The sequence below is a fragment of the Acinetobacter sp. YH12126 genome (assembly GCF_013418745.1).
Classification (GTDB): Bacteria; Pseudomonadota; Gammaproteobacteria; order Pseudomonadales; family Moraxellaceae; genus Acinetobacter; species Acinetobacter amyesii.
Genome location: NZ_VPBM01000008.1, coordinates 1 through 19,520, shown reverse-complemented (window position 1 = coordinate 19,520; position 19,520 = coordinate 1). Strand labels below are relative to the sequence as shown.

At 42.4% G+C, this 19,520-nt stretch carries 17 protein-coding genes; 7 read left to right on the top strand and 10 right to left on the bottom strand.

Translation table 11 applies throughout. The annotated features are described in order from the left end of the window. Positions 1–20: 20 nt before the first annotated feature. The 4 genes from FTU62_RS07225 to FTU62_RS07210 all read right to left on the bottom strand — a co-directional run bounded on the left by FTU62_RS07225 (position 21) and on the right by FTU62_RS07210 (position 4,358). On the bottom strand, positions 21–1,340 hold the full coding sequence (locus tag FTU62_RS07225; RefSeq protein ID WP_180077190.1) for an MFS transporter: 1,320 nt from the start codon (positions 1,338–1,340) through the stop codon (positions 21–23). 144 nt (positions 1,341–1,484) lie between these two features. Next, positions 1,485–2,129: a trimeric intracellular cation channel family protein gene (locus FTU62_RS07220; protein WP_078189475.1), complete on the bottom strand. Its 645-nt coding sequence runs from the start codon at positions 2,127–2,129 to the stop codon at positions 1,485–1,487. A gap of 59 nt (positions 2,130–2,188) precedes the next feature. Then, the gene (locus FTU62_RS07215) at positions 2,189–2,656 is read right to left on the bottom strand and encodes a YchJ family protein (RefSeq protein ID WP_180102292.1); all 468 of its coding nucleotides are present in this window, start codon (positions 2,654–2,656) and stop codon (positions 2,189–2,191) included. Between the two features lie 130 nt (positions 2,657–2,786). Further along, positions 2,787–4,358, bottom strand: coding sequence for a TerC family protein (locus FTU62_RS07210; RefSeq protein ID WP_180077193.1), 1,572 nt, complete (start codon positions 4,356–4,358; stop codon positions 2,787–2,789). A 320-nt stretch (positions 4,359–4,678) separates the two neighbouring features. Here FTU62_RS07210 and FTU62_RS07205 point away from each other — a divergent pair, with 320 nt between their 5' ends. After that, a complete protein-coding gene (locus FTU62_RS07205) occupies positions 4,679–5,299 on the top strand; it encodes a TIGR00730 family Rossman fold protein (protein WP_078189478.1) in 621 nt (206 codons plus the stop codon). Positions 5,300–5,386: 87 nt separating this feature from the next. On the opposite strand, the gene FTU62_RS07200 is transcribed toward FTU62_RS07205, so the two are convergent. Together FTU62_RS07200 and FTU62_RS07195 are read right to left on the bottom strand one after the other, a co-directional pair. Next, positions 5,387–6,352, bottom strand: a complete 966-nt coding sequence (locus tag FTU62_RS07200; RefSeq protein ID WP_078189479.1) for a hypothetical protein — start codon at positions 6,350–6,352, stop codon at positions 5,387–5,389. Positions 6,353–6,508: 156 nt separating this feature from the next. Next, positions 6,509–6,646, bottom strand: a complete 138-nt coding sequence (locus FTU62_RS07195; protein ID WP_180008096.1) for a hypothetical protein — start codon at positions 6,644–6,646, stop codon at positions 6,509–6,511. Positions 6,647–6,846: 200 nt separating this feature from the next. Between FTU62_RS07195 and mdtD the strand changes: the two genes are divergently transcribed. The 6 genes from mdtD to FTU62_RS07165 all read left to right on the top strand — a co-directional run bounded on the left by mdtD (position 6,847) and on the right by FTU62_RS07165 (position 13,231). Beyond that, positions 6,847–8,238, top strand: a complete 1,392-nt coding sequence (gene mdtD / locus FTU62_RS07190; RefSeq protein ID WP_180102291.1) for a multidrug transporter subunit MdtD — start codon at positions 6,847–6,849, stop codon at positions 8,236–8,238. 77 nt (positions 8,239–8,315) lie between these two features. After that, positions 8,316–9,101, top strand: coding sequence for a GH25 family lysozyme (locus FTU62_RS07185; RefSeq protein ID WP_180102290.1), 786 nt, complete (start codon positions 8,316–8,318; stop codon positions 9,099–9,101). 59 nt (positions 9,102–9,160) lie between these two features. Further along, entirely contained in the window at positions 9,161–10,174 is a 1,014-nt protein-coding gene (locus FTU62_RS07180; RefSeq protein WP_180102289.1) for an MBL fold metallo-hydrolase, read from the top strand. Between the two features lie 63 nt (positions 10,175–10,237). Beyond that, the gene (gene dinB / locus FTU62_RS07175; RefSeq protein WP_180022089.1) at positions 10,238–11,293 is read left to right on the top strand and encodes a DNA polymerase IV; all 1,056 of its coding nucleotides are present in this window, start codon (positions 10,238–10,240) and stop codon (positions 11,291–11,293) included. Between the two features lie 235 nt (positions 11,294–11,528). Beyond that, positions 11,529–12,845 carry a shikimate transporter gene (gene shiA, locus FTU62_RS07170; RefSeq protein ID WP_180102371.1) on the top strand — a complete coding sequence of 439 codons (1,317 nt, stop codon included), beginning with the start codon at positions 11,529–11,531 and terminating at the stop codon, positions 12,843–12,845. 29 nt (positions 12,846–12,874) lie between these two features. Then, on the top strand, positions 12,875–13,231 hold the full coding sequence (locus FTU62_RS07165; RefSeq protein WP_180005213.1) for a RidA family protein: 357 nt from the start codon (positions 12,875–12,877) through the stop codon (positions 13,229–13,231). An 81-nt stretch (positions 13,232–13,312) separates the two neighbouring features. On the opposite strand, the gene FTU62_RS07160 is transcribed toward FTU62_RS07165, so the two are convergent. The 4 genes from FTU62_RS07160 to FTU62_RS07145 form a co-directional block, all read right to left on the bottom strand. Further along, positions 13,313–13,855, bottom strand: coding sequence for a DUF2726 domain-containing protein (locus tag FTU62_RS07160; RefSeq protein ID WP_078189487.1), 543 nt, complete (start codon positions 13,853–13,855; stop codon positions 13,313–13,315). Between the two features lie 434 nt (positions 13,856–14,289). Then, positions 14,290–16,701, bottom strand: coding sequence for a YgiQ family radical SAM protein (locus FTU62_RS07155; RefSeq protein ID WP_180102288.1), 2,412 nt, complete (start codon positions 16,699–16,701; stop codon positions 14,290–14,292). Positions 16,702–16,948: 247 nt separating this feature from the next. Beyond that, the gene (locus FTU62_RS07150) at positions 16,949–17,677 is read right to left on the bottom strand and encodes a M48 family metallopeptidase (RefSeq protein ID WP_373886331.1); all 729 of its coding nucleotides are present in this window, start codon (positions 17,675–17,677) and stop codon (positions 16,949–16,951) included. 402 nt (positions 17,678–18,079) lie between these two features. After that, positions 18,080–19,279 (bottom strand): MFS transporter, encoded by a 1,200-nt coding sequence (locus FTU62_RS07145; RefSeq protein ID WP_180102287.1) that lies wholly within the window; start codon positions 19,277–19,279, stop codon positions 18,080–18,082. Positions 19,280–19,520 lie beyond the last annotated feature (241 nt).

The window sequence follows — 19,520 nt, the reverse complement described above, 5'->3', positions numbered from 1 at the left end:
AACTAAAAATTCAACAGTCTTTATAGACCGATGGATTCTAAAGTTTTGCCCTTAGTTTCTTCACCTAAAACCAAAATCACCACGGCAACTGCAATTAAGACTGCTGTAAACATCATAAAGACATAGCTAAAACCATGATCCATATCCATCATATGTGTCACGGCAAAAGGTGCTGCAATGCCCCCAATCCGACCAATGGCACCCGCCCAGCCCGAACCAAAGGCACGAATATTGGCCGGATATTGTTCTGGTGTATAGGTATAAAGTACGCCCCAAGCACCGAGATTAAAGAAAGACATTAAACAGCCCCAAATCACAATCTCTGTCACACTGCCAGACTGACCGAAGAAATATGCCGAAATGGCACACATCCCAATGAAGCCCGCCAAAGTAGCTTTACGACCCAATTTTTCGACCAACCATGCCGCTGCAATATAACCCGGTAATTGTGCCAAAATCATGACCAAGACATATTCAAAGGATTGAACAATGGTGTAGCCCTCTTTGACCAATAAACTTGGTAACCACGTAAAAATGCCATAGTAAGAAAAGACGATACCGAACCAAATGAGCCAGAGCATTAAAGTACGACGTGCAAAAATGCCTGACCACAACTGTGAAAAACTGATGTCATGTTTTTCTGCAACCGGTTTGACCTCAAAAATTTCAACCACTTGCACACCACATTTGGCTTCAATCTTTTTCACCAATGCATGTGCTTCATCAAAACGTCCACGGTTGATTAAATAAGGCACCGATTCGGGCACCATTTTCCAAATCACGATTGCATATAATGCAGGAATACCGCCAATTAGAAACGCTGCATGCCAACCAAAATCAGGAATAATAAAGCGTGAGACCAATGCAGCAACCAACCAGCCCAGTCCCCAAAAACTTTCTAGTAAGACAATAAAACGGCCACGCACATGCGCTGGAATATATTCACTGACCAAAGTCACCGCGACTGGGAGTTGTCCACCTAAACCTAAGCCGACAATAAAACGAAATACCAACAACCAAGTTAGATTAGGTGCAAACGCACATGCAGCGGTGGCTAAGCTATAAATCACCAATGTCCATGCAAAGACTGTTTTTCGGCCGAAGCGATCTGCCAGTCCTCCAGAAAACACCGCGCCGATCGCCATCCCAACAAAACCAATCGAAACCACCCAACTTTTATCATTTGGCGTCATGGCCCAATCTTCAGCCATTTTCGCTAAGATAAAGGAAATGAGTCCCGTATCCATGGCATCAAACATCCAGCCAAGGCCAATAACCCAAAGTAAAGTGTAGTGAAACTTACCGATGGGTAAGCGTTGTATACGTGAGACTAAGTCCATAACAAGATCTCTGAACTGGTGGAAGGATGAACACTGCTTTCCCAACAGGATGTATGATTTTGCGTTTTTTAGTATAGATCCATGCAAAAGACCGACCATTGATCCGTCTTTTTAGCATTTTAATGTGATGTTATAGCAACGCGGCTACGACAAATCTTTTGAAGATACTGACTGATCATCATCATCTTTATAAATAAATTTAGGCATTTCTAAGCCAAAGTAAATGGCGATCAGACGTAAGGTGAAACCGAAAATGAGCGTCGCAATGACGGTCAATTCTAGCGATAAGCCAATCTCAATGCAGAGCCAATAACAAATCACGGACACAAAAGAAATACTGGCATAAAGTTCACGACGGAACACCAGCGGGACATCGTTACACAGGATGTCTCGTAAAATACCGCCAGAGACCCCAGTTAACACCCCTGCTACTGCAGAGACGACAAAACCATGGCCCATTTCTAAAGCAATTTGACAGCCAATAATGGTAAAACCTATGAGACCAAGGGCATCGAGAACCAAGAAGATATTACGAAGATGACGCATCCACTTTGCAATCAGGATGGTGACAAATGCAGCAAAGCAGGTCAGCATGAGATATTCTGGATGCTTAACCCATGTCAGTGGATAGTGCCCAAGTAGCACATCACGAACCGAACCGCCCCCCAGTGCCGTGACACAGGCAATCAATGTTACCCCAAACCAGTCCATACTCCGCCGACCCGCAGACAATGCACCTGTCATTGCTTCTGCCGTGATTGCGATAATATAAATAACGGTAAGTAACATCGCCCTTCTTCCACTGAGGGTTGAGATGCGCGCTATTCTAAGCTAAATCTGCTCAAATGTTATAAAAATTGCGCACAACATTGTTTAAATTTTCGTCCAGAACCACAAATACAGGGTTGCTTCATGGTGATTTGCATCTCTGTGGTCGGATCAAGGAAATACCAGCGCTGCTCGAACTTCACAAAATGTGAAATTTCATGATGTACCTGCGCTTGCTGCCCATCGTGATAATGGGCTTTAAATTCAACTTGAGCATGGTTTTTATCGAGCTTTTCTTGAGCCTGTACCACTTCAAGCTTTAACCACTGATTGGCCTGACTCCACGCTGCAATGGCACTAATATCCAAGGCTTGCTGCTGTCCAAGTGCAGTTGTTTGTACAATATAATCAATCTCATGCTGTGCAAAAGCACTATAACGTGAACGCATCAATTGCTCTGCAGTTTGTGCATTTTCACGCCCCGCATGTAAGGGCTGACAACAGCTAGCATACTCACCTTTGCCACATGGACACTGGACTTGTGACATATTTGTTTCCATAAAAAATAGCCTGACAATGCAGGCTATTTTAACGGATCTTTCCACACAATTTTCATCGGCAGTATGTGAATCAATATTGATCTATATAGATTAAGCTGAATGTTCTCTTGACCTCAGCTTAATCTTCAGTTGGGATGGGAATGACATGCACTTTTTCGATCTTATGGCCATCCATTGTGACCACTTCAAAGATGTGTTCATCCGCTTTGAATTTTTCACCATTGGCTGGTAAACGGCCCAAATGAAATAAGATATATCCGGACAATGTCGAATACTGTTCAGCATCATCCACCAAGTCACGACCCAACAATAAAGACACATGACGAATGTCGGTTGAGCCATCGAGTAACAATGAACCATCATCGAGACTTTCTGCTGCCGTCTCTGGTTCATCTTCATCAGGGAACTCACCAGCAATCGCTTCTAAGACATCAATCGGTGTTGCAATCCCTTCAATTGAACCGTATTCGTTCAACACCAAAGCCATTTGTAACGGCGCTTGACGCAATTGTTCCATCACCATCAAAACTTGAGCATTTTCATGCACCACCACTGGCTCACGGAGATGTTTTTCGAAATCGAGTACGCCCGTTTCAATATAGTCATTCATGACTTTATGAGTCAGTACCGCACCCGCAATATTGTCAAGCTCACCATGTGCCACAATTAAACGTGAATGCGTGGTACTGAGTAATTGAGCACGAATCGCCTCAGGTTCTTCATCTAAATCAATCCATTCCAGTTCAGGACGAGGTGTCATCACGGACTTTACTGGACGCTCAGATAAACCCAGTACCCCTTGTACCATGACACTGTGGTAAACCCCGTTGTCTTCATCAAAGACTTCATCAGCAAAAGCACGTGTTGCAAGCACATCTTCATTTTCATTTTGATTGTCTGCAACATTTTTCCCACCGAGCATACGCATCACAGCTGAGGCTGTGCGATAACGTAAGTCTGTGGTTGTGACCATTTTTTCCTGATTATGACGCATGGTTTGGTTCAAGAACTCAATCATGACAGAGAAACCAATGGCCGCGTATAAGTAACCTTTTGGAATATGGAAACCAAAGCCTTCGACTAAGAGCGAGAAACCGATCATCATTAAGAAGCACAGGCACAGAATCACCACCGTTGGGTGACGGTTCACGAAGTTCATCAGTGGTTTAGATGCCCACAGCATAATGCCGACTGCAATAATGACCGCCATCATCATGACAGAAAGGTGTTTCACCATCCCGACAGCGGTAATCACGCTGTCGAGCGAGAACACGGCATCGAGCACCACAATCTGCACAATCACCATCCAAAACGTCGCATGCACAGGATTTTCTTCCTTTAGCATCGGCTTGTTTTCAAGACGTTCACGCAGTTCCATGGTGCCTTTAAATAGCAAGAACACCCCACCAAACAGTAAAATCAGGTCTCGACCGGAAAATGGATGGTCGAAAATATGGAACAGTGGGTTGGTTAGAGTCACCACCCATGCAATCGAGGCCAGTAAGATCAATCGCATACACAGTGCAAGCAATAAGCCGACAATCCGTGCAGTATTACGCTGTTCTGGCGGTAATTTTTCCGCAAGAATCGCAATAAATACCAGGTTATCGATACCTAAAACAATCTCAAGCACCACCAGTGTCAATAAACCCACCCATGCAGATGGGTCGGACATCCATTCAAAGATCATAATTGTATCTCCTGAATGTTATTCACACGTAGATCATGCTGATTTGAAGATGAAATGCATTGGACATGCGCAAACGCTTTTAATAGCGTTCTTTCTAATATTTTAATGTGTGCTGAGTGACAACAACCACTACCCATGACGGTTCTTTAGCTTAAAATGAAGTTTTAAGTATAGCAAGTTAAGGTAAAAATTCACCCTTTTTTACCAAAGTACAATCTCAGTATGGAAGAATTTAAACCCAATGATGACATTAAATTGTCATATTTAGCTGCCAATGTAGTGTCATAAAAAATAACATGCTAAGGTAAAATTAAAACGTAATGAATAGCGGATTAAAAATGACAGAAAAACGTGGTAATCCTTCTCCTGCTACAACACAACCTTTAATCGCACTGTATTGCGGCTCCCGCTCTGGTAACAATCCAATTTATCAAGAAAAAGCCATCGCATTAGCGCAAGGCTTGGCTGAACATGGTTTTGGTCTGGTCTATGGTGGCGCCAGTATTGGCCTGATGGGTCAAGTTGCTGACGCTGTGGTCGAACATGGCGGCGAAGCCGTGGGTGTGATTCCTGAGTTTATGTTGGATTATGAAATTGCACATAATCATTTGACTGAATTACACGTCGTGCGCAGTATGCATGAGCGTAAAGCCATGATGGCAGAACGTGCAAGTGCCTTTGTTGCCCTGCCCGGTGGTCTTGGCACATTTGAAGAAATTTTAGAAATCGCCACTTGGGGACAGTTGAATCAACACCAAAAACCGATGATGCTTTATAACGTCAATGGCTTCTATGATGCATTAATTGCACAATTAGACCATGCGGTCGCTGAAGGTTTCTTGCCGCCGCAGCATCGTGCCAAACTGATCGTGTGTAATTCTTCGAAGCAGATCTTTAGCGCACTAAAAAATTTAGATTGCCCAAAAAATTTCGTGGTCTAACTGTATTTTAGATGTCAAAAAGGGGAATAAAGTATTCCCCTTTTTTTTATTGCTCGATGTCCTACTTCAAATCGAGATCGTGCCGACTTAACCGGACACCACACGATAGAACCATGGCAAGGTTGTCGCTAAGAAAATACTCATCAATAAACCAAGCATCAATTTCATCGCATCTTTGCTGACATTTCGTGAAGTTCGATATTTATTCACTTCATGTAAATGCATGGACATAGCAAATTCACGTCCTGCAAGTAAGCCCAAGAATACCCAAGTGGTACTCATTGGAATATTACTCCACTCTTTGAACACCAATAAAATCAAAGCATACATAAAGTCGATAATGGTTGCCGAGCGGATATCAGCCACACCTGTTTTGGTGTCGATAATGCCCTGAATCGCCCCACCACGTTGGTACAAAATGATCCCAAGCAGTACGATAAACACCACAATTGCAAAAATCAGGAACTCCAGCGGCACCTGACGAGGGACGTAGACAAAAATATTGGCCAAATCCTGAATCAGCCACTGACTCCATAAAAATGCCGTCGAAACCCACTGTAGTCCCACCCAAATATTCGAGGGGGTTTCATCACGTGTTTTACTGAAATAAACCGAGATGCCTTTAATCACAAAACGATAAACAATAATCGCGACAACAAAAGCTACCGCATAACCCATCATCGACTTAGTTAACATCGAGCCGAGACTACTCGGAGAGAAAATTGTTAACACTAAGAATGTGGTGCTGACCGGTATCCCGTAGCGAGTCAAAATGATCAGTAAGATCGGTGGCACAATATAGAGCCACGTGACCCCTTCTGCGGGAAATGGAATCGTTTCTAAACGACCATAAGATGCATCCCCCACGCCAGAACTGTACCAACCATAAACCAATACAATGGCTAGAATACTGCTGACATAGATCCACAACAGCCACCAAGGGCGATGCGCATTGGATGAAATAAAGGTTCCCAATGTCTGTGGCACATCATTACCGACAATAGAATAGGCCGCGAGACAGAAGCCTATGACCATCAGAATTTCGATTGTCATGAAAACAAAACACCTTTGCCATAAAGAAAAAGCCCTCCAATAAATGAAGGACTTGAGCGCATTATGACAGTTTATCTGGCGTTCATACAATTTTGTGCCGTGCTTTTCTCGACATTAAAATAAAAATTTTAGATAAAACAACAATTTAAAATTAAATTATTTCAATTTAATCTGATAAACCGCCGTGCTACCGTTCACTTCATTTCCAACCACCAACAAAGGTTGGGCATTGGGCGAATCTTTGGCCGCAATAAAAATCAGACCTTCAGGTCCCACATCGCCTTGTTTAACCATATCAGTACCGAAACTTGTAGTTTCATGTTTTCATTCGTCTTTTATTAAAATATGACCAATTTATAAACATTAGGTTGCATAGAGATGAAACTCTCATTGCATTTTTCTTGCAATTTTTTGGCTCAATTATGCAAAGCTTTTACTACATCCAAATGGCAATATTCATTTAAACTGTTTAAAAATCTCAGCTTTATTGACTTATGAATAGCACGCCAACGCATCAGGCTTTACAACCCGAATTTAGACTTCTAGTGCTATTGGTCTCTATTGGCTTTTTTATGCAAGGCCTGGATACGACCATCGTCAATACCGCAATCCCAGCGATGGCGAGAAGTCTAGGTGAAGACCCACTTCAAATGCATAGTGTGGTCGTGGCCTATGTCTTGTCTGTCGCAGCATGTATTCCCTTAAGTGGTTGGTTGGCCGATCGTTTTGGTGTACGAAATACCTATTTCACAGCCATCATTATTTTTACGTTAGCATCGCTGGGCTGCGGCATGGCCAATAGCCTGAATGAGCTGCTGGTTTATCGGGTAATTCAGGGCATAGGTGGCGCATTACTGCTACCTGTTGGGCGTTTGGCGATGCTTAAAGTGATTCCTCGGACACAGTTTTTATCGGCCATGAGTCTAATGAGCCTTGCTGGTTTAATGGGGCCCTTAATTGGTCCTACCCTTGGCGGTTGGATGGTGGAAGTCGCAACATGGCATTGGATATTTTTAATAAACATTCCAATGGGACTGCTAGGGGTACTTATTACCTTTAAAGCCATGCCCAATGTGACCGAACCGAGCGTAAAACGATTCGACTTTATGGGTTTTTTCTTATTGGTCGTCGCCATGGTGGGTTTATCATTAGGCATTGAAAACTTTGCCAGCCCGCATCTGCCGCTATGGTGGAGCCTGCTTTTGGTCGCTGCGGGGATCATCGCTAGTTTGATCTATGCCTTTCATGCACATACCCACGCCAATGCGCTGTTTCGCAGTAAATTATTTCAAAATCGGATCTATGCTATCGGCATTATCGGCAACTTCTTTGCCCGCCTTGGCGGCAATGCCATGCCATTTTTGATTCCCTTAATGCTACAAGTGGCTTTTGGCTTTGAGCCCTTTATCACAGGGTTATTGATGATACCGACGGTACTCGGCTCATTGGCATCTAAACCGATTATTCGTCAAATTATTCAACGCTTTGGCTATCGTAAAGTGTTATTGGTAAATACCTTCTTGGTCGGCGCCTGTATTTGCAGTTTTGCACTCTCTACGGCTGAAACCCCCACTTGGTTACGTGCCTTACACTTTTTTATTTTTGGTATTTTAAACTCGCTGCAATTCGTTTCGATGAATACCTTAACCCTCAAAGATTTACCCCAACAAGATGCCAGCAGTGGCAACAGTTTCTTGTCGATGATTATGATGGTGTCGATGAGTATCGGTGTGGCTTTGGCAGGGACTTTAGTCAACGTATTTACGGCCTATTATGGTCCTGCACAAATCGAAACGGCATTCCATAGCACCTTGATTTTACTCGGCTGCATTAACCTGATTACCGCAGCGATTTTTTGGCAGATTCCTAAACATGTGGATGTCTAAACCTGTGTCATCGGGCAAATCTATGACAGATCAGCCCTTAAAGGGTTATGATAAAATGGATACTTGGATACATTTTCATGCCTAAAAAAGCCAAATCACGTACCTCTAAAAGTTCACTCAAAAAATACAGCCCGATTATTGCACTCAGCGCTATCAGCGGCGTCTTGGCGGTGGCTGGATTAGGTTATTCAGCCGTGATGCCACATCGCCCTGCATCTGCAGAAGAATATCCCGTAAAAGGCTTTGATGTTTCCCATCATCAAAAAGATATTCAATGGTCAAAAATTTCACCAAAAAAATACCAATTCGTTTATCTCAAAGCCACAGAAGGTGGTGATTTTAAAGATCGGAAATTTCAAGATAACTGGTTACAAGCACGGGAAAACGGCTTTTTAGTTGGGGCCTATCATTTTTACCGTCTGTGCCGTGATGGCAAGATTCAGGCGGAAAATTTTATTGCTTCCGTGCCGAAAAAAGCCGATGCCCTTCCTCCCGTGATTGATTTGGAATATGACACCAACTGCATTAACACCTACAGCAAAGAGCAGTTACTCAAAGAAATCAGCTATATGCATGATCGCTTGCACCGCCATTATGGCAAACAACCGATTTTTTATACTTCGAAGTCTTTTTATAATATTGTCTTAGCTGGCGAGTTTAAACAGACGCCGCTGTGGGTCCGCGAATATAAAGGCCCACCCGATCTAAAAAACAATCCGAAATGGCTGATTTGGCAACATACTAATCAAGGAAAAATTCAAGGCATCTCGACCACCGTCGATTTAAATGTATTTTCAGGTGATGCCAATGCATGGACTAATTTTTTAGACAAAAATGGCGTTTCCCCGATCAAACCCCGTTGATTTATTCACCGACTCAGGACAACATCGAAGCAAATAATCCATGAAAACTGAGTCGCAGGATGCGTATTTTAAAAATTTTTCTTATTATATTTTCAGTCTTTATGATCCTCGCCATCGGGATATTGGCTTATTTGATCCAACCTTCAGGGACCTTGGCAGCGTTTAAAACGTGGCATTATCAACATCCCGCACAAAGCACTACAGATACTCACTCAGCGGCGCCCTATCACGTAAAGTTCTTTGGCGTTTCGACCTTACTGTTTGACGATGGCCAAGAGCAAGTCCTCATCGATGGCTTTTTTAGTCGGCCATCGCTCAGTCAGACCATATTCACTCAGATTCAAAGTGATCAGCCTTTATTACACAACTATATCGACCAATACGACTTAAAACGCACTCGTGCTATTTTCGTGACTCATTCACATTATGATCATGCGCTCGATATTCCAATGTTGGCCCACCAGCTCCCCAAGGCCATGATTGTCGGCTCTAAAAGCACCTTAAATATCGCACGGGCAATGCCAATCGCTGAATCACAATTGCACGAAGTTCAAGCTTGGCAGCCGATGCAAATCGGTAAATTCACCATTACTGCGATCCCCTCGCAACATACTCCGCCAACAGCCGTTAATGATGATTTGGGGGAACAAATTTCGCAGCCACTGCAACTCCCTGCACATTTTAGTCAGTTTAAAGAAGGTGGATCATATGACTATCTCATCCAACATGGGCCGCATTACAGTTTAGTCAAAGCCAGTACGGGTGCTGTGCCCAAACAGTTGCAAGAACTAAAAGTCGATACCTTATTTTTAGGCATCGCCCAGCTTTCCAAGCAAACGCCAGCGTTTCAACAGCAATATTTCAAAGAAACCTTAGCGACCCTTCAACCCAGCACCGTGATTCCAATTCATTGGGATAATTTTTTCAAACCACTGAATCCAGAGCTCGAATTTTTACCTCGCTTTGCCGATGACACTCCTCAAAGCCTAAATCTATTGATACAGTCGGCAGCAGCTCAAAACACCAAGGTGGTTTTACTCAGTCAACCTGTGTCGTTCGAGTTAAAAAATTGAGGAAAGCGCTGGATTGACTGTGCGATACTGAAATTCAATTTTTAGGCACTGATTTATCTAGGCATGAGGAAAATCATACATATCGACATGGATGCATTCTTTGCATCAGTAGAGCTGCGGGAACGCCCAGAACTCAAACAGCTTCCTGTTGTTGTGTCTTCACATCACCCTCGTGCGGTCATCTGTGCCGCGTCCTATCCTGCACGTGAATTTGGTTTACGTTCTGCGATGTCGATGGCACAGGCCCGTAAACTCTGCCCACAAGTCGTGGTGATCGAACCTAATTTTGAAAAATATCGTGCCGTTTCGGCGCAAATTCATGCCATTTTTCAACGCTATACCTCGCTGATTGAACCACTATCTTTAGACGAAGCTTATTTGGATGTCACAGAAAATTTACAACACATTCCGAGTGCCACTGAAGTCGCTATGCGAATTCAGGCAGAGATTTTACAAAGCACTGGTTTAACTGCCTCTGCAGGTGTCGCGCCCAATAAATTTTTGGCTAAAGTCGCTTCTGATTGGAACAAACCCAATGGCATTTGTATTATCAAACCATCACAAGTTCTGCATTTCATCCATGACTTGGCACTGAAAAAAATTCCTGGTGTGGGAAAAGTGACTCAAGAAAAATTAAAAGCCATGCAACTCAATACATTAGGTGATTTACAACAAATTGAAGAAGCCGTTCTGATTCATCATTTCGGTAAATATGGACGACAACTCTATCTGTATGCACAAGGCATTGATGAACGACCGGTCCAATCTAGCCGTGAACGTCAACAGATTTCCAAAGAAACCACTTTTGATGATGATCTCACATTGAGCCAATGTCAGCCCTATTGGCCCAAACTGATTGACCAAGTCTGGTCTAGTTTAGAAAAAAAGCAGTTAAGCGCGCGCGGTGTATCGGCCAAATTAAAACTCAAAAATTTCCAAGTGCTACAGCACAGTAAGAGTTTTAAAACATCGCTGAATAATCGTGAAGACCTTGCGCAGGTGTTACAGCAATTACTGCATGAAATGCATATTTCTGAGGAAGATCAATTTCGCCTGATTGGCATAGGGGTCTATCAATTAAGTGCGCAAAACCAAGAAGCACAACTTTCGCTGCTCTAAAAACTTCAAGAAGATCGTATTTGCTTAAGATTTAGGCAGAAGAACAAAATTAAAGCAATTTGCTATTCACAAAGCCTAAAATTAGAGTACTCTATCAGCGCACTACATTATCCGTGTATGCGCTGAGATGCTGAAAATCACCTTTACTTTCAGCATGCTGTCCTGTGATTGGCGTGACGATCAAATCCGAATATTACAGGGCAACTCTGTTGTCAATCATGGAATACCCCGCTGTATGCCTTCTGCAAAATCTGCTCCAAATCCTCAAAATATTTCACAAAATCAAGAACAACGTGCGCGTAAAGCCGCATTAAGTAGCTTCATTGGTGCCGTAGTCGATTGGTACGATTTTTTACTTTATGGCATTGTTGCCGCACTCATTTTCAAAGATCAGTTTTTCCCCAGTATTGGCAACAATATGGGAACCTTGGCAGCCTTGGCGACCTTTGGCGTCGGCTTCCTGTTCCGCCCCTTAGGCGGCATTGTGTTTGGACATTTTGGTGACAAGCTGGGTCGGAAAAAAATGTTGGTGCTCACCGTCATCCTGATGGGGATTTCGACGGTCGGTATCGGTTTATTACCCAATTTTGCGGCCATCGGTTGGTTGGCCCCGATCCTGCTCGTAACACTTCGGGCAATACAAGGTTTTGCCGTCGGTGGTGAATGGGGCGGCGCTGCCCTGATGGCCGTGGAAAATGCCCCGAAAGGCAAAAAAGCCTTTTACAGCAGTGGTGTACAAATTGGCTATGGCGTCGGACTCGTTCTGGCAACAGGCGCTGTGTCGTTGATTATTGCCACTTTGGGTGAAGATGCTTTTGCTGATTGGGCATGGCGAATTCCCTTTATTGCCAGTATTGTCTTGCTGGCTATCGCGATGTGGATTCGACGTGATCAAGACGAATCACAAGAATTTGTCGACCATGTGGTCAAAGCTCAACAAACGCCACAAAAATTACCGATTCTGCAAGCGATTAGCCAACACCCAAAAGCCTTTTTCTACATTATTGCGCTGCGCCTGACCGAGTTACTCACCATGTATTTGGTGACGAACTTTGCACTGAATTATTCCACCGCTCAATTGGGCATGGACAAACAGTTCTTCCTGAATATCACCTTAATGGTTGGTGCAATTAGCTGCTTCAGCATTCCCCTCTTTGCGTGGTTAGCAGATCGATTTGATCATCGTAAGATGTGTGTATTGGGTGGCTTAATTGGTGCGCTTTCTGCCTTTCCATTCTTTATGGCCCTTGATGCTCAAAATACTTGGTTGATTATTGTCGGTGCGATTTTCCTTGCCAATATTGCCCATGATATGGTGGTGAGTGTACACCAGCCGATTTTTACCTCCTTGTTTGGTACCGCCTATCGCTACAGTGGCGCAGGTGTCGGCTATCAAGTAGCCAGTATTATCGGTGGTGGCTTTACCCCAATGATTGCAGCAGCTTTGGTGATTTGGGGTGATGGTTCATGGCATTATGTGGCAATCTACCTTGCTGTCGGCTGTTTATTGACGGCTTTGGTTGCAACTACAATGCCTAAAACTCAAGATTAAGTGACCTTTTTGCTTTCAGGATATTTCGCATGACCATCCAACGCCTGCATGTTTCAAAACGCTTTTCCGAAATCGCTATTTCCGGTCAATTGATCCATTTAGCAGGTCAATTGGCAACAGACCTTGATTTAGACATCAAAGGACAAACACAGCAAACATTTGAGATCATTGATCAATTTCTTGCAGATGCCGGTACAGATAAAAGCCAGATTATGTCAGTGACCATTTATCTGAAAGATATTGAACAGGATTATGCCGCATTCAATGAGGTATGGGATGCGTGGGTGTCAGACATTGAAGCATTACCCAGAACTTGTGTTGAAGCCAAATTATACGACCCGCGTGTACTGGTAGAATTAACCGTCGTAGCCGTTAAGCCTGAATAATCATTAAGCCTAAATAACCATTAAAAAAAAGCATGTCTAAAGACACGCTTTTTTTTGCAAAAGGCTTTGCTCTTTGAATCCCTAAGATCCAATAATTTTGATCTTTTTACGTTCCAAATCTGAATATAAATGATATTTTTTCAAATCATTAACCGGTACAAATGGCGCTTGTACACGCTGCTCATTTAAGAAATCTTCACGTAATTGAACGTACTCAGGCACATCATCATAACGAATGACACGATAGCCTGCCAAAGCGAGCAAAGCATCTTGATATTGCGACTGCTGCATCCGTTTGAGTACCATTGGATCATCTAAAGCGACGATCGCTAAGATTTGGTGCTGTTCATCGAGGACGACAAAGTCCGCCACCATATTTCGATACTTGTTCCGCGTCCGATAATATTTCGTGGTCAACAGTGCATCAAAAGACACATGCGCAAGGATTGTATGCTTAGGCAAAATTTCTTTTAAACGCGTGTAGGTTAATTGCTCATTAATGTTGAAAATAGCACGTTGTTTCAATGCGCTATCTTGTTGCTTAGAATCACCTTCTAAACTTTTCCAAGCCATTATGAGCACACAGAAGAGTAAAATACTCCCTATTACTATGTATATAGTCATCTCATAATCCTTTATATTTCTTATATTTTTGGTTTTTGACATACTTCTTATGAATACGAAGTATACAACCAGTATTATTTTTTTAATTTCCTATTAAAAAAAATAACTCTAACTTTCACACAATACGTATTTAAACTGACAAAAAGTTGCAAACTTAAAGCGTCAAACATCACATGCCACTTCGTTCAGAGTAATAGCATCCATTGCTATATATTGATACTTTAGATCATTCGCTAAAACGACAGCAAGTGCATTTCCTCTCACTGTCTGACAATTCCGATAAGCTGTCAAATTTTGCTCGTATTTCATTGAGATAACCGACACACATATGGCATTGAGCTTGTAACAGCATATAAAAATGCAAACTTTCTTATGCTGCCGAGCATAACACCCATAAAAAAAGACACCGAAGTGTCTTTTTTTATTTAATCATTTTAAGCGCGTGATTTAGGCTTCGATTTTCCTTTGGGTTTCGGACCGCCAAAAGGTTTTTTCGCATCACCCGTTTCACGCGGCGGCAGACCAGTATGCTGCGTCAAGATTTGACCGCGCTCAGGACGCTTCTTGGTGTTTGAAGGACGCGATTGAGCAGCCTTAGTCCGATTACCTTGTTCGCCTGTACGTTTTTGTGAATCACCCGCAATGCTTGAGTTCTTTTTACGTGCAGATTGGTATTTACCCTCAGCACTGCCAGCCGGTTGATACGTCGGAATCAAATGCTGTTTTGAGTTGCCAATCAGATCCTGACGGCCCATTTCTTTGAGCGCTTCACGCAGCAATGGCCAGTTATTTGGATCATGGTAACGCAAGAAGGCTTTATGTAAACGGCGGCGTTTTTCACCTTTCACGATATCGACATTTTCGGTATAACGCGCCACTTTAGCCAGCGGGTTTTTACCGGTGTAGTACATGGTTGTTGCGGTCGCCATTGGTGATGGATAAAAGGTTTGCACCTGATCGGCACGGAAACCATTTTTCTTCAGCCAAATCGCCAAGTTCATCATGTCATAGTCAGTCGTACCCGGATGCGCTGCGATAAAGTAAGGAATGAGATACTGCTCCTTCCCTGCTTCCTTACTGAAACGATCAAACATTTGTTTGAAACGGTCATAGGTCCCGATCCCCGGTTTCATCATCTTCGATAATGGACCTTTTTCGGTATGTTCTGGCGCAATCTTCAGGTAACCGCCAACGTGATGTGTCACCAATTCTTTGACATATTCTGGGTTTAACACCGCAAGGTCATAGCGTAAACCAGAACCGATCAGAATCTTTTTAATCCCCGGCAATGAACGTGCTTTACGGTATAACTGGGTTAAAGGCGCATGATCGGTGTGCAAGTTTTGACATACACCTGGGAATACACACGACGGCTTACGGCAGTTCTTTTCAATCTCAGGATCTTTACATGCCAAACGGTACATATTGGCCGTTGGGCCGCCTAAGTCAGAAATGATCCCAGTAAAGCCCGGTGCGGTATCACGAATTTTTTCAACTTCACGCAAAATCGATTCTTCAGAACGGTTTTGGATGATACGCCCTTCATGCTCTGTAATTGAGCAGAAGGTACAGCCGCCAAAACAGCCGCGCATAATGTTCACAGAGAACTTAATCATGTCAAAGGCAGGAAAACGCGCTTCACCATACGCAGGATGTGGCAGACGTGCATAGGGTAAATCAAACACGTAGTCCATCTCTTCCGTCGTCAATGGAATCGGTGGTGGATTTAACCAGACATCACGTTCACCATGCTTTTGTACCATCGCGCGCGCATTGCCCGGATTGGTTTCCAAATGCAAAATACGGTTGGCATGTGCATACAGCACAGGATCATTCGCCACATCTTCATAGGCAGGCAAACGAATCACCGCCAATTCACGCGGCGGCAATTTATGCTTAATGGCTTTTGATGCAGGTTGCAGCTGCACGATTTGCGTGTCGGCGTCTAAATTATCGCCTTCACGAACAATCGGATTTGCTACCGCCTCTTTTTGGAAGCCCTGATATTGCGTAACGCTGTCTTTGCCTTTCTCGATTTCACAGCCTTCAAGGTCTTCAGTCATCACGTACGGGTTAATGATCGGATCGACACGGCCAATCGCATCGACATCATTCGATGCAATTTCAACAAACTTCGCTTTTGAAGCCCGGTTATTTTTATTCACAATAAATGCTGTACCGCGGACATCCGTAATCTCTTGGATTTTTTCACCGCGGGCCAAACGATGCATGATTTCCGTGATTGAACGTTCACCATTACCATACATCAATAGATCGGCTTTCGAGTCCATCAATACTGAACGGCGGACTTTGTCTGACCAATAATCATAATGTGCAATACGGCGCAGTGAGGCTTCAATACCGCCCAATAATACAGGCACATCTGGATAAGCTTCACGCACACGTTGGCAATATACCGTTGCTGCACGGTCTGGACGTTTATTCGGTTGATTATCCGGAGAATATGCATCATCCGAACGGATTTTACGGTCTGCCGTATAACGGTTGATCATCGAATCCATGTTGCCGGCAGTCACGCCCCAAGCAATATTTGGTTTACCCAATACACGGAAGGCTTCTACATTGGTCCAGTCTGGCTGAGCAATAATCCCGACACGGAAACCTTGTGCTTCAAGGGTACGGCCGATAATGCCTGAACAGAATGATGGATGATCAATATATGCATCACCACAAACCAAAATAAAGTCGCAGCTGTCCCAACCGAGTTGATCCATTTCTTCGCGTGACATCGGCAAAAATGGCGCAGGGTCAAAACAAGACGCCCAATATTTGTCGTAATCAAACAACGCTTTTGGCGCAGTCTGCATAGTATAAGCAGTAGACATGGCTAGCAATTCTCGGCTGGCAGATGGAATGATCTGAAAAAAGATCAAAGAAGATGAAAGCCGATCATTTTACCATGAATTCCATTCATCATGCTTGATTATAATTTATACAATAGCTACAGAATCATTGAATTGTTTTATATAGACATCAGATGTAATAGTGCTAAAGCATCGACTTTAAAACAAGATTTAAATAAATCAGTTGTAACTTTGCTTTAGTTTAAATCAACCTAGAATGTGCCATGAGTTATCGCATTTTATTCAACATTAAAGCCTGCGCCTGTTGAAATTGAATGTGCATTTCAGGTAAATATTTTTCAATATAAATCTTACGCTTATCTATACTGTCTTTAGTCATCAATGGTTTTACATCAAGCATTTGACGGCGTGTCGTTTCCTGCTGATATTTTTGCCAAAAACTCAATGCTGCATTTGGGTCAAAGCCCGCTTTCGACATCAGATCAAGTGCAAGGACATCAGCTTCTAGTTCAAATTTTGAAACTTTAGGCAGAAAAACCGCTTGCCCAGTCACACTACTGGCCGCAGTAGCAAGCGTACCGATACCCGCAGTTGAAGAAATCATCGCCACCTGACTTACAAACAGCAGGGAAATCTTCTCACGATGATGATCACGCAGAGCATGTGCCATTTCATGCGCCATCACAAATGCCAATTCATCTTCAGTCAGCTTTAAACTCCTATACAAACCCGTGTTAATGACAATTTTCCCACTCGGGAAACCATGTGCATTTAAATCTTTATTGAGATTCCCACTGACTTGCCAATCCCATTGACTCGAACCATGGCGGTAAAACTCCGCATTTTGCTTAAGTTTATTTAAAATTTGATCCAATTTCGGATCTATGATCAAAAGTTGCTTGTTTTTCGCTTGATGAATAAATTGTTGATAGGTTCTATCTGCCTGTTTAGTTAATAACTTTTGAGGAACGATAAAAAAACTGTTTACGCTCTGCACCTGCTGTCCCTAAATTCGTGGTATTTGCATAAGCTGAGATTAAGATAAAAACCAAAGCCATCATTAAAATAGTTATATTTCTCATAATCACCTTCATTTTAAAACCAATGATGATCTATATATAATTCCAACTAAAAATAAATGAAAAAAAAATACGAAAAATACATATAAATTATAAATATCAAAAACTTGAAAATATATTATATTTTAAAAAATGATAACCAAAAATATTTTATTTATTATATTTTGATGCGTTTCATTATTATGAGGCACCTTTCAAAAGAAATATTAGACCAAAGTTGTATAATCATAAAAATAGTAAATTCAGCCATTTTTATAGTGTTATTTATATTAAAAAATAGATGTAAAACGAATATTAAATAATAGCTTATTCACATATTCCTATTTTAATTTATTCAATTTTATTGCTAAAAATAAACCGATCATCAAAATAACAGCAATAAAGCTCGTCAACCCCATCCAACCAGACATTTCCCAAACCAAACCACTACTACTACCCAAGATACTAGAACCTAAATAGTAGCAAAATAAATACAGCGATGAACCTACGGCACGGTACTGCAGAGATTGAACCGAAACCCAACTACTCGCAGTGGAATGCGCTGCAAAAAAAGCGAAAGTGAATACAATCAGCCCCAAAATGACTGACCAAAATGCCGGAATGAGTATAATCAACAGCCCCAACAACATCATGATCAGCATCGCAGGTAAAACTTTTGCCCGTCCAAAGCGTTTTCCCCAACTTGCAGCACGAGGTGAACTATATATTCCTGCCAAATATGCTATGGAGATTAGCCCAATCCAAGTTTGAGAAAGTTGATAAGGTTCTTCTAATAGGTGGTAGCTCATATAATTAAATATAGAGACAAAACATCCCATGAGGATAAAACCTTGAAGGAATAAGATTCTAAGCTTAGGATCTACTAAATTTTTAACGAAAGATTCATAAAATCGGTTGAAACGAATGGGATAAGCTTGAAAATGTTGAGATGCTGGAAGTAATAAAAAGAACGCTGTGGCTATACATAGATTAATGATACCGATAATAATCATAGCATTTTGCCAACTAATATAGTCAATCAATACCCCTGCAATGAGACGACCACCCATTCCGCCTATTGCGGTACCTGAAATATACAGGCCCATTGCAAAGCCTATATCTTTTTGCGCAATTTCCTCTCCAATATAAGTCATTGCAACAGCAGCTACACCGCTAACACTTAATCCGATCAGCACGCGATTCAGTAAAAATATTTCCCAAAGTGGAAATATGGAACTGATTATTAAAAGTGACGCCGCCAAAAATAAAGCGGTGACCATCACAGGCTTGCGGCCGAATCGATCTGAAATTAAACCAGTGAAAAGTAGTCCTATTGCTAAAGCAATAGTAGAAAAAGATAAAGGGAAACTGCTATGTGTCGGACTGACATGAAAATAATCCGCAAGGATGGGCATCATCGGTTGTACACAATACAACGATGTAAAAATTGCGAAGCCAGCTAAGAATAAAGAAAATAAAATGGCAAGAAATGGCCGTGTGCCATATTCAATATATGGAGAATTTGAGGCTAAATCAGACATGAGCTTTCCATCAATGACGAGGATAGTATACGCCTTTCTGCCTTTAATTTAAAAATCACATAAAAATGAATGAAGAATTCTTTATTTTCTCCCCCTTCCCTCCCTTTTTCCCCACATAAAAAAACACCCCCTGCACGAGTCAGGGGGTGTTTCGAATAATGAGCTGGCGATGACTTACTCTCACATGGGTAACCCCACACTACCATCAGCGCTAAGAGGTTTCACTTCTGAGTTCGGGAAG

Coding starts and splice junctions, on each gene's coding strand:
- FTU62_RS07225 (WP_180077190.1), bottom strand. CDS start 1,340: ATGGACTTAGTCTCACGTATACAACGCTTACCCATCGGTAAGTTTCAC.
- FTU62_RS07220 (WP_078189475.1), bottom strand. CDS start 2,129: ATGTTACTTACCGTTATTTATATTATCGCAATCACGGCAGAAGCAATG.
- FTU62_RS07215 (WP_180102292.1), bottom strand. CDS start 2,656: ATGTCACAAGTCCAGTGTCCATGTGGCAAAGGTGAGTATGCTAGCTGT.
- FTU62_RS07210 (WP_180077193.1), bottom strand. CDS start 4,358: ATGATCTTTGAATGGATGTCCGACCCATCTGCATGGGTGGGTTTATTG.
- FTU62_RS07205 (WP_078189478.1), top strand. CDS start 4,679: ATGAATAGCGGATTAAAAATGACAGAAAAACGTGGTAATCCTTCTCCT.
- FTU62_RS07200 (WP_078189479.1), bottom strand. CDS start 6,352: ATGACAATCGAAATTCTGATGGTCATAGGCTTCTGTCTCGCGGCCTAT.
- FTU62_RS07195 (WP_180008096.1), bottom strand. CDS start 6,646: ATGGTTAAACAAGGCGATGTGGGACCTGAAGGTCTGATTTTTATTGCG.
- mdtD (WP_180102291.1), top strand. CDS start 6,847: ATGAATAGCACGCCAACGCATCAGGCTTTACAACCCGAATTTAGACTT.
- FTU62_RS07185 (WP_180102290.1), top strand. CDS start 8,316: ATGCCTAAAAAAGCCAAATCACGTACCTCTAAAAGTTCACTCAAAAAA.
- FTU62_RS07180 (WP_180102289.1), top strand. CDS start 9,161: ATGCGTATTTTAAAAATTTTTCTTATTATATTTTCAGTCTTTATGATC.
- dinB (WP_180022089.1), top strand. CDS start 10,238: ATGAGGAAAATCATACATATCGACATGGATGCATTCTTTGCATCAGTA.
- shiA (WP_180102371.1), top strand. CDS start 11,529: ATGCCTTCTGCAAAATCTGCTCCAAATCCTCAAAATATTTCACAAAAT.
- FTU62_RS07165 (WP_180005213.1), top strand. CDS start 12,875: ATGACCATCCAACGCCTGCATGTTTCAAAACGCTTTTCCGAAATCGCT.
- FTU62_RS07160 (WP_078189487.1), bottom strand. CDS start 13,855: ATGACTATATACATAGTAATAGGGAGTATTTTACTCTTCTGTGTGCTC.
- FTU62_RS07155 (WP_180102288.1), bottom strand. CDS start 16,701: ATGTCTACTGCTTATACTATGCAGACTGCGCCAAAAGCGTTGTTTGAT.
- FTU62_RS07145 (WP_180102287.1), bottom strand. CDS start 19,279: ATGTCTGATTTAGCCTCAAATTCTCCATATATTGAATATGGCACACGG.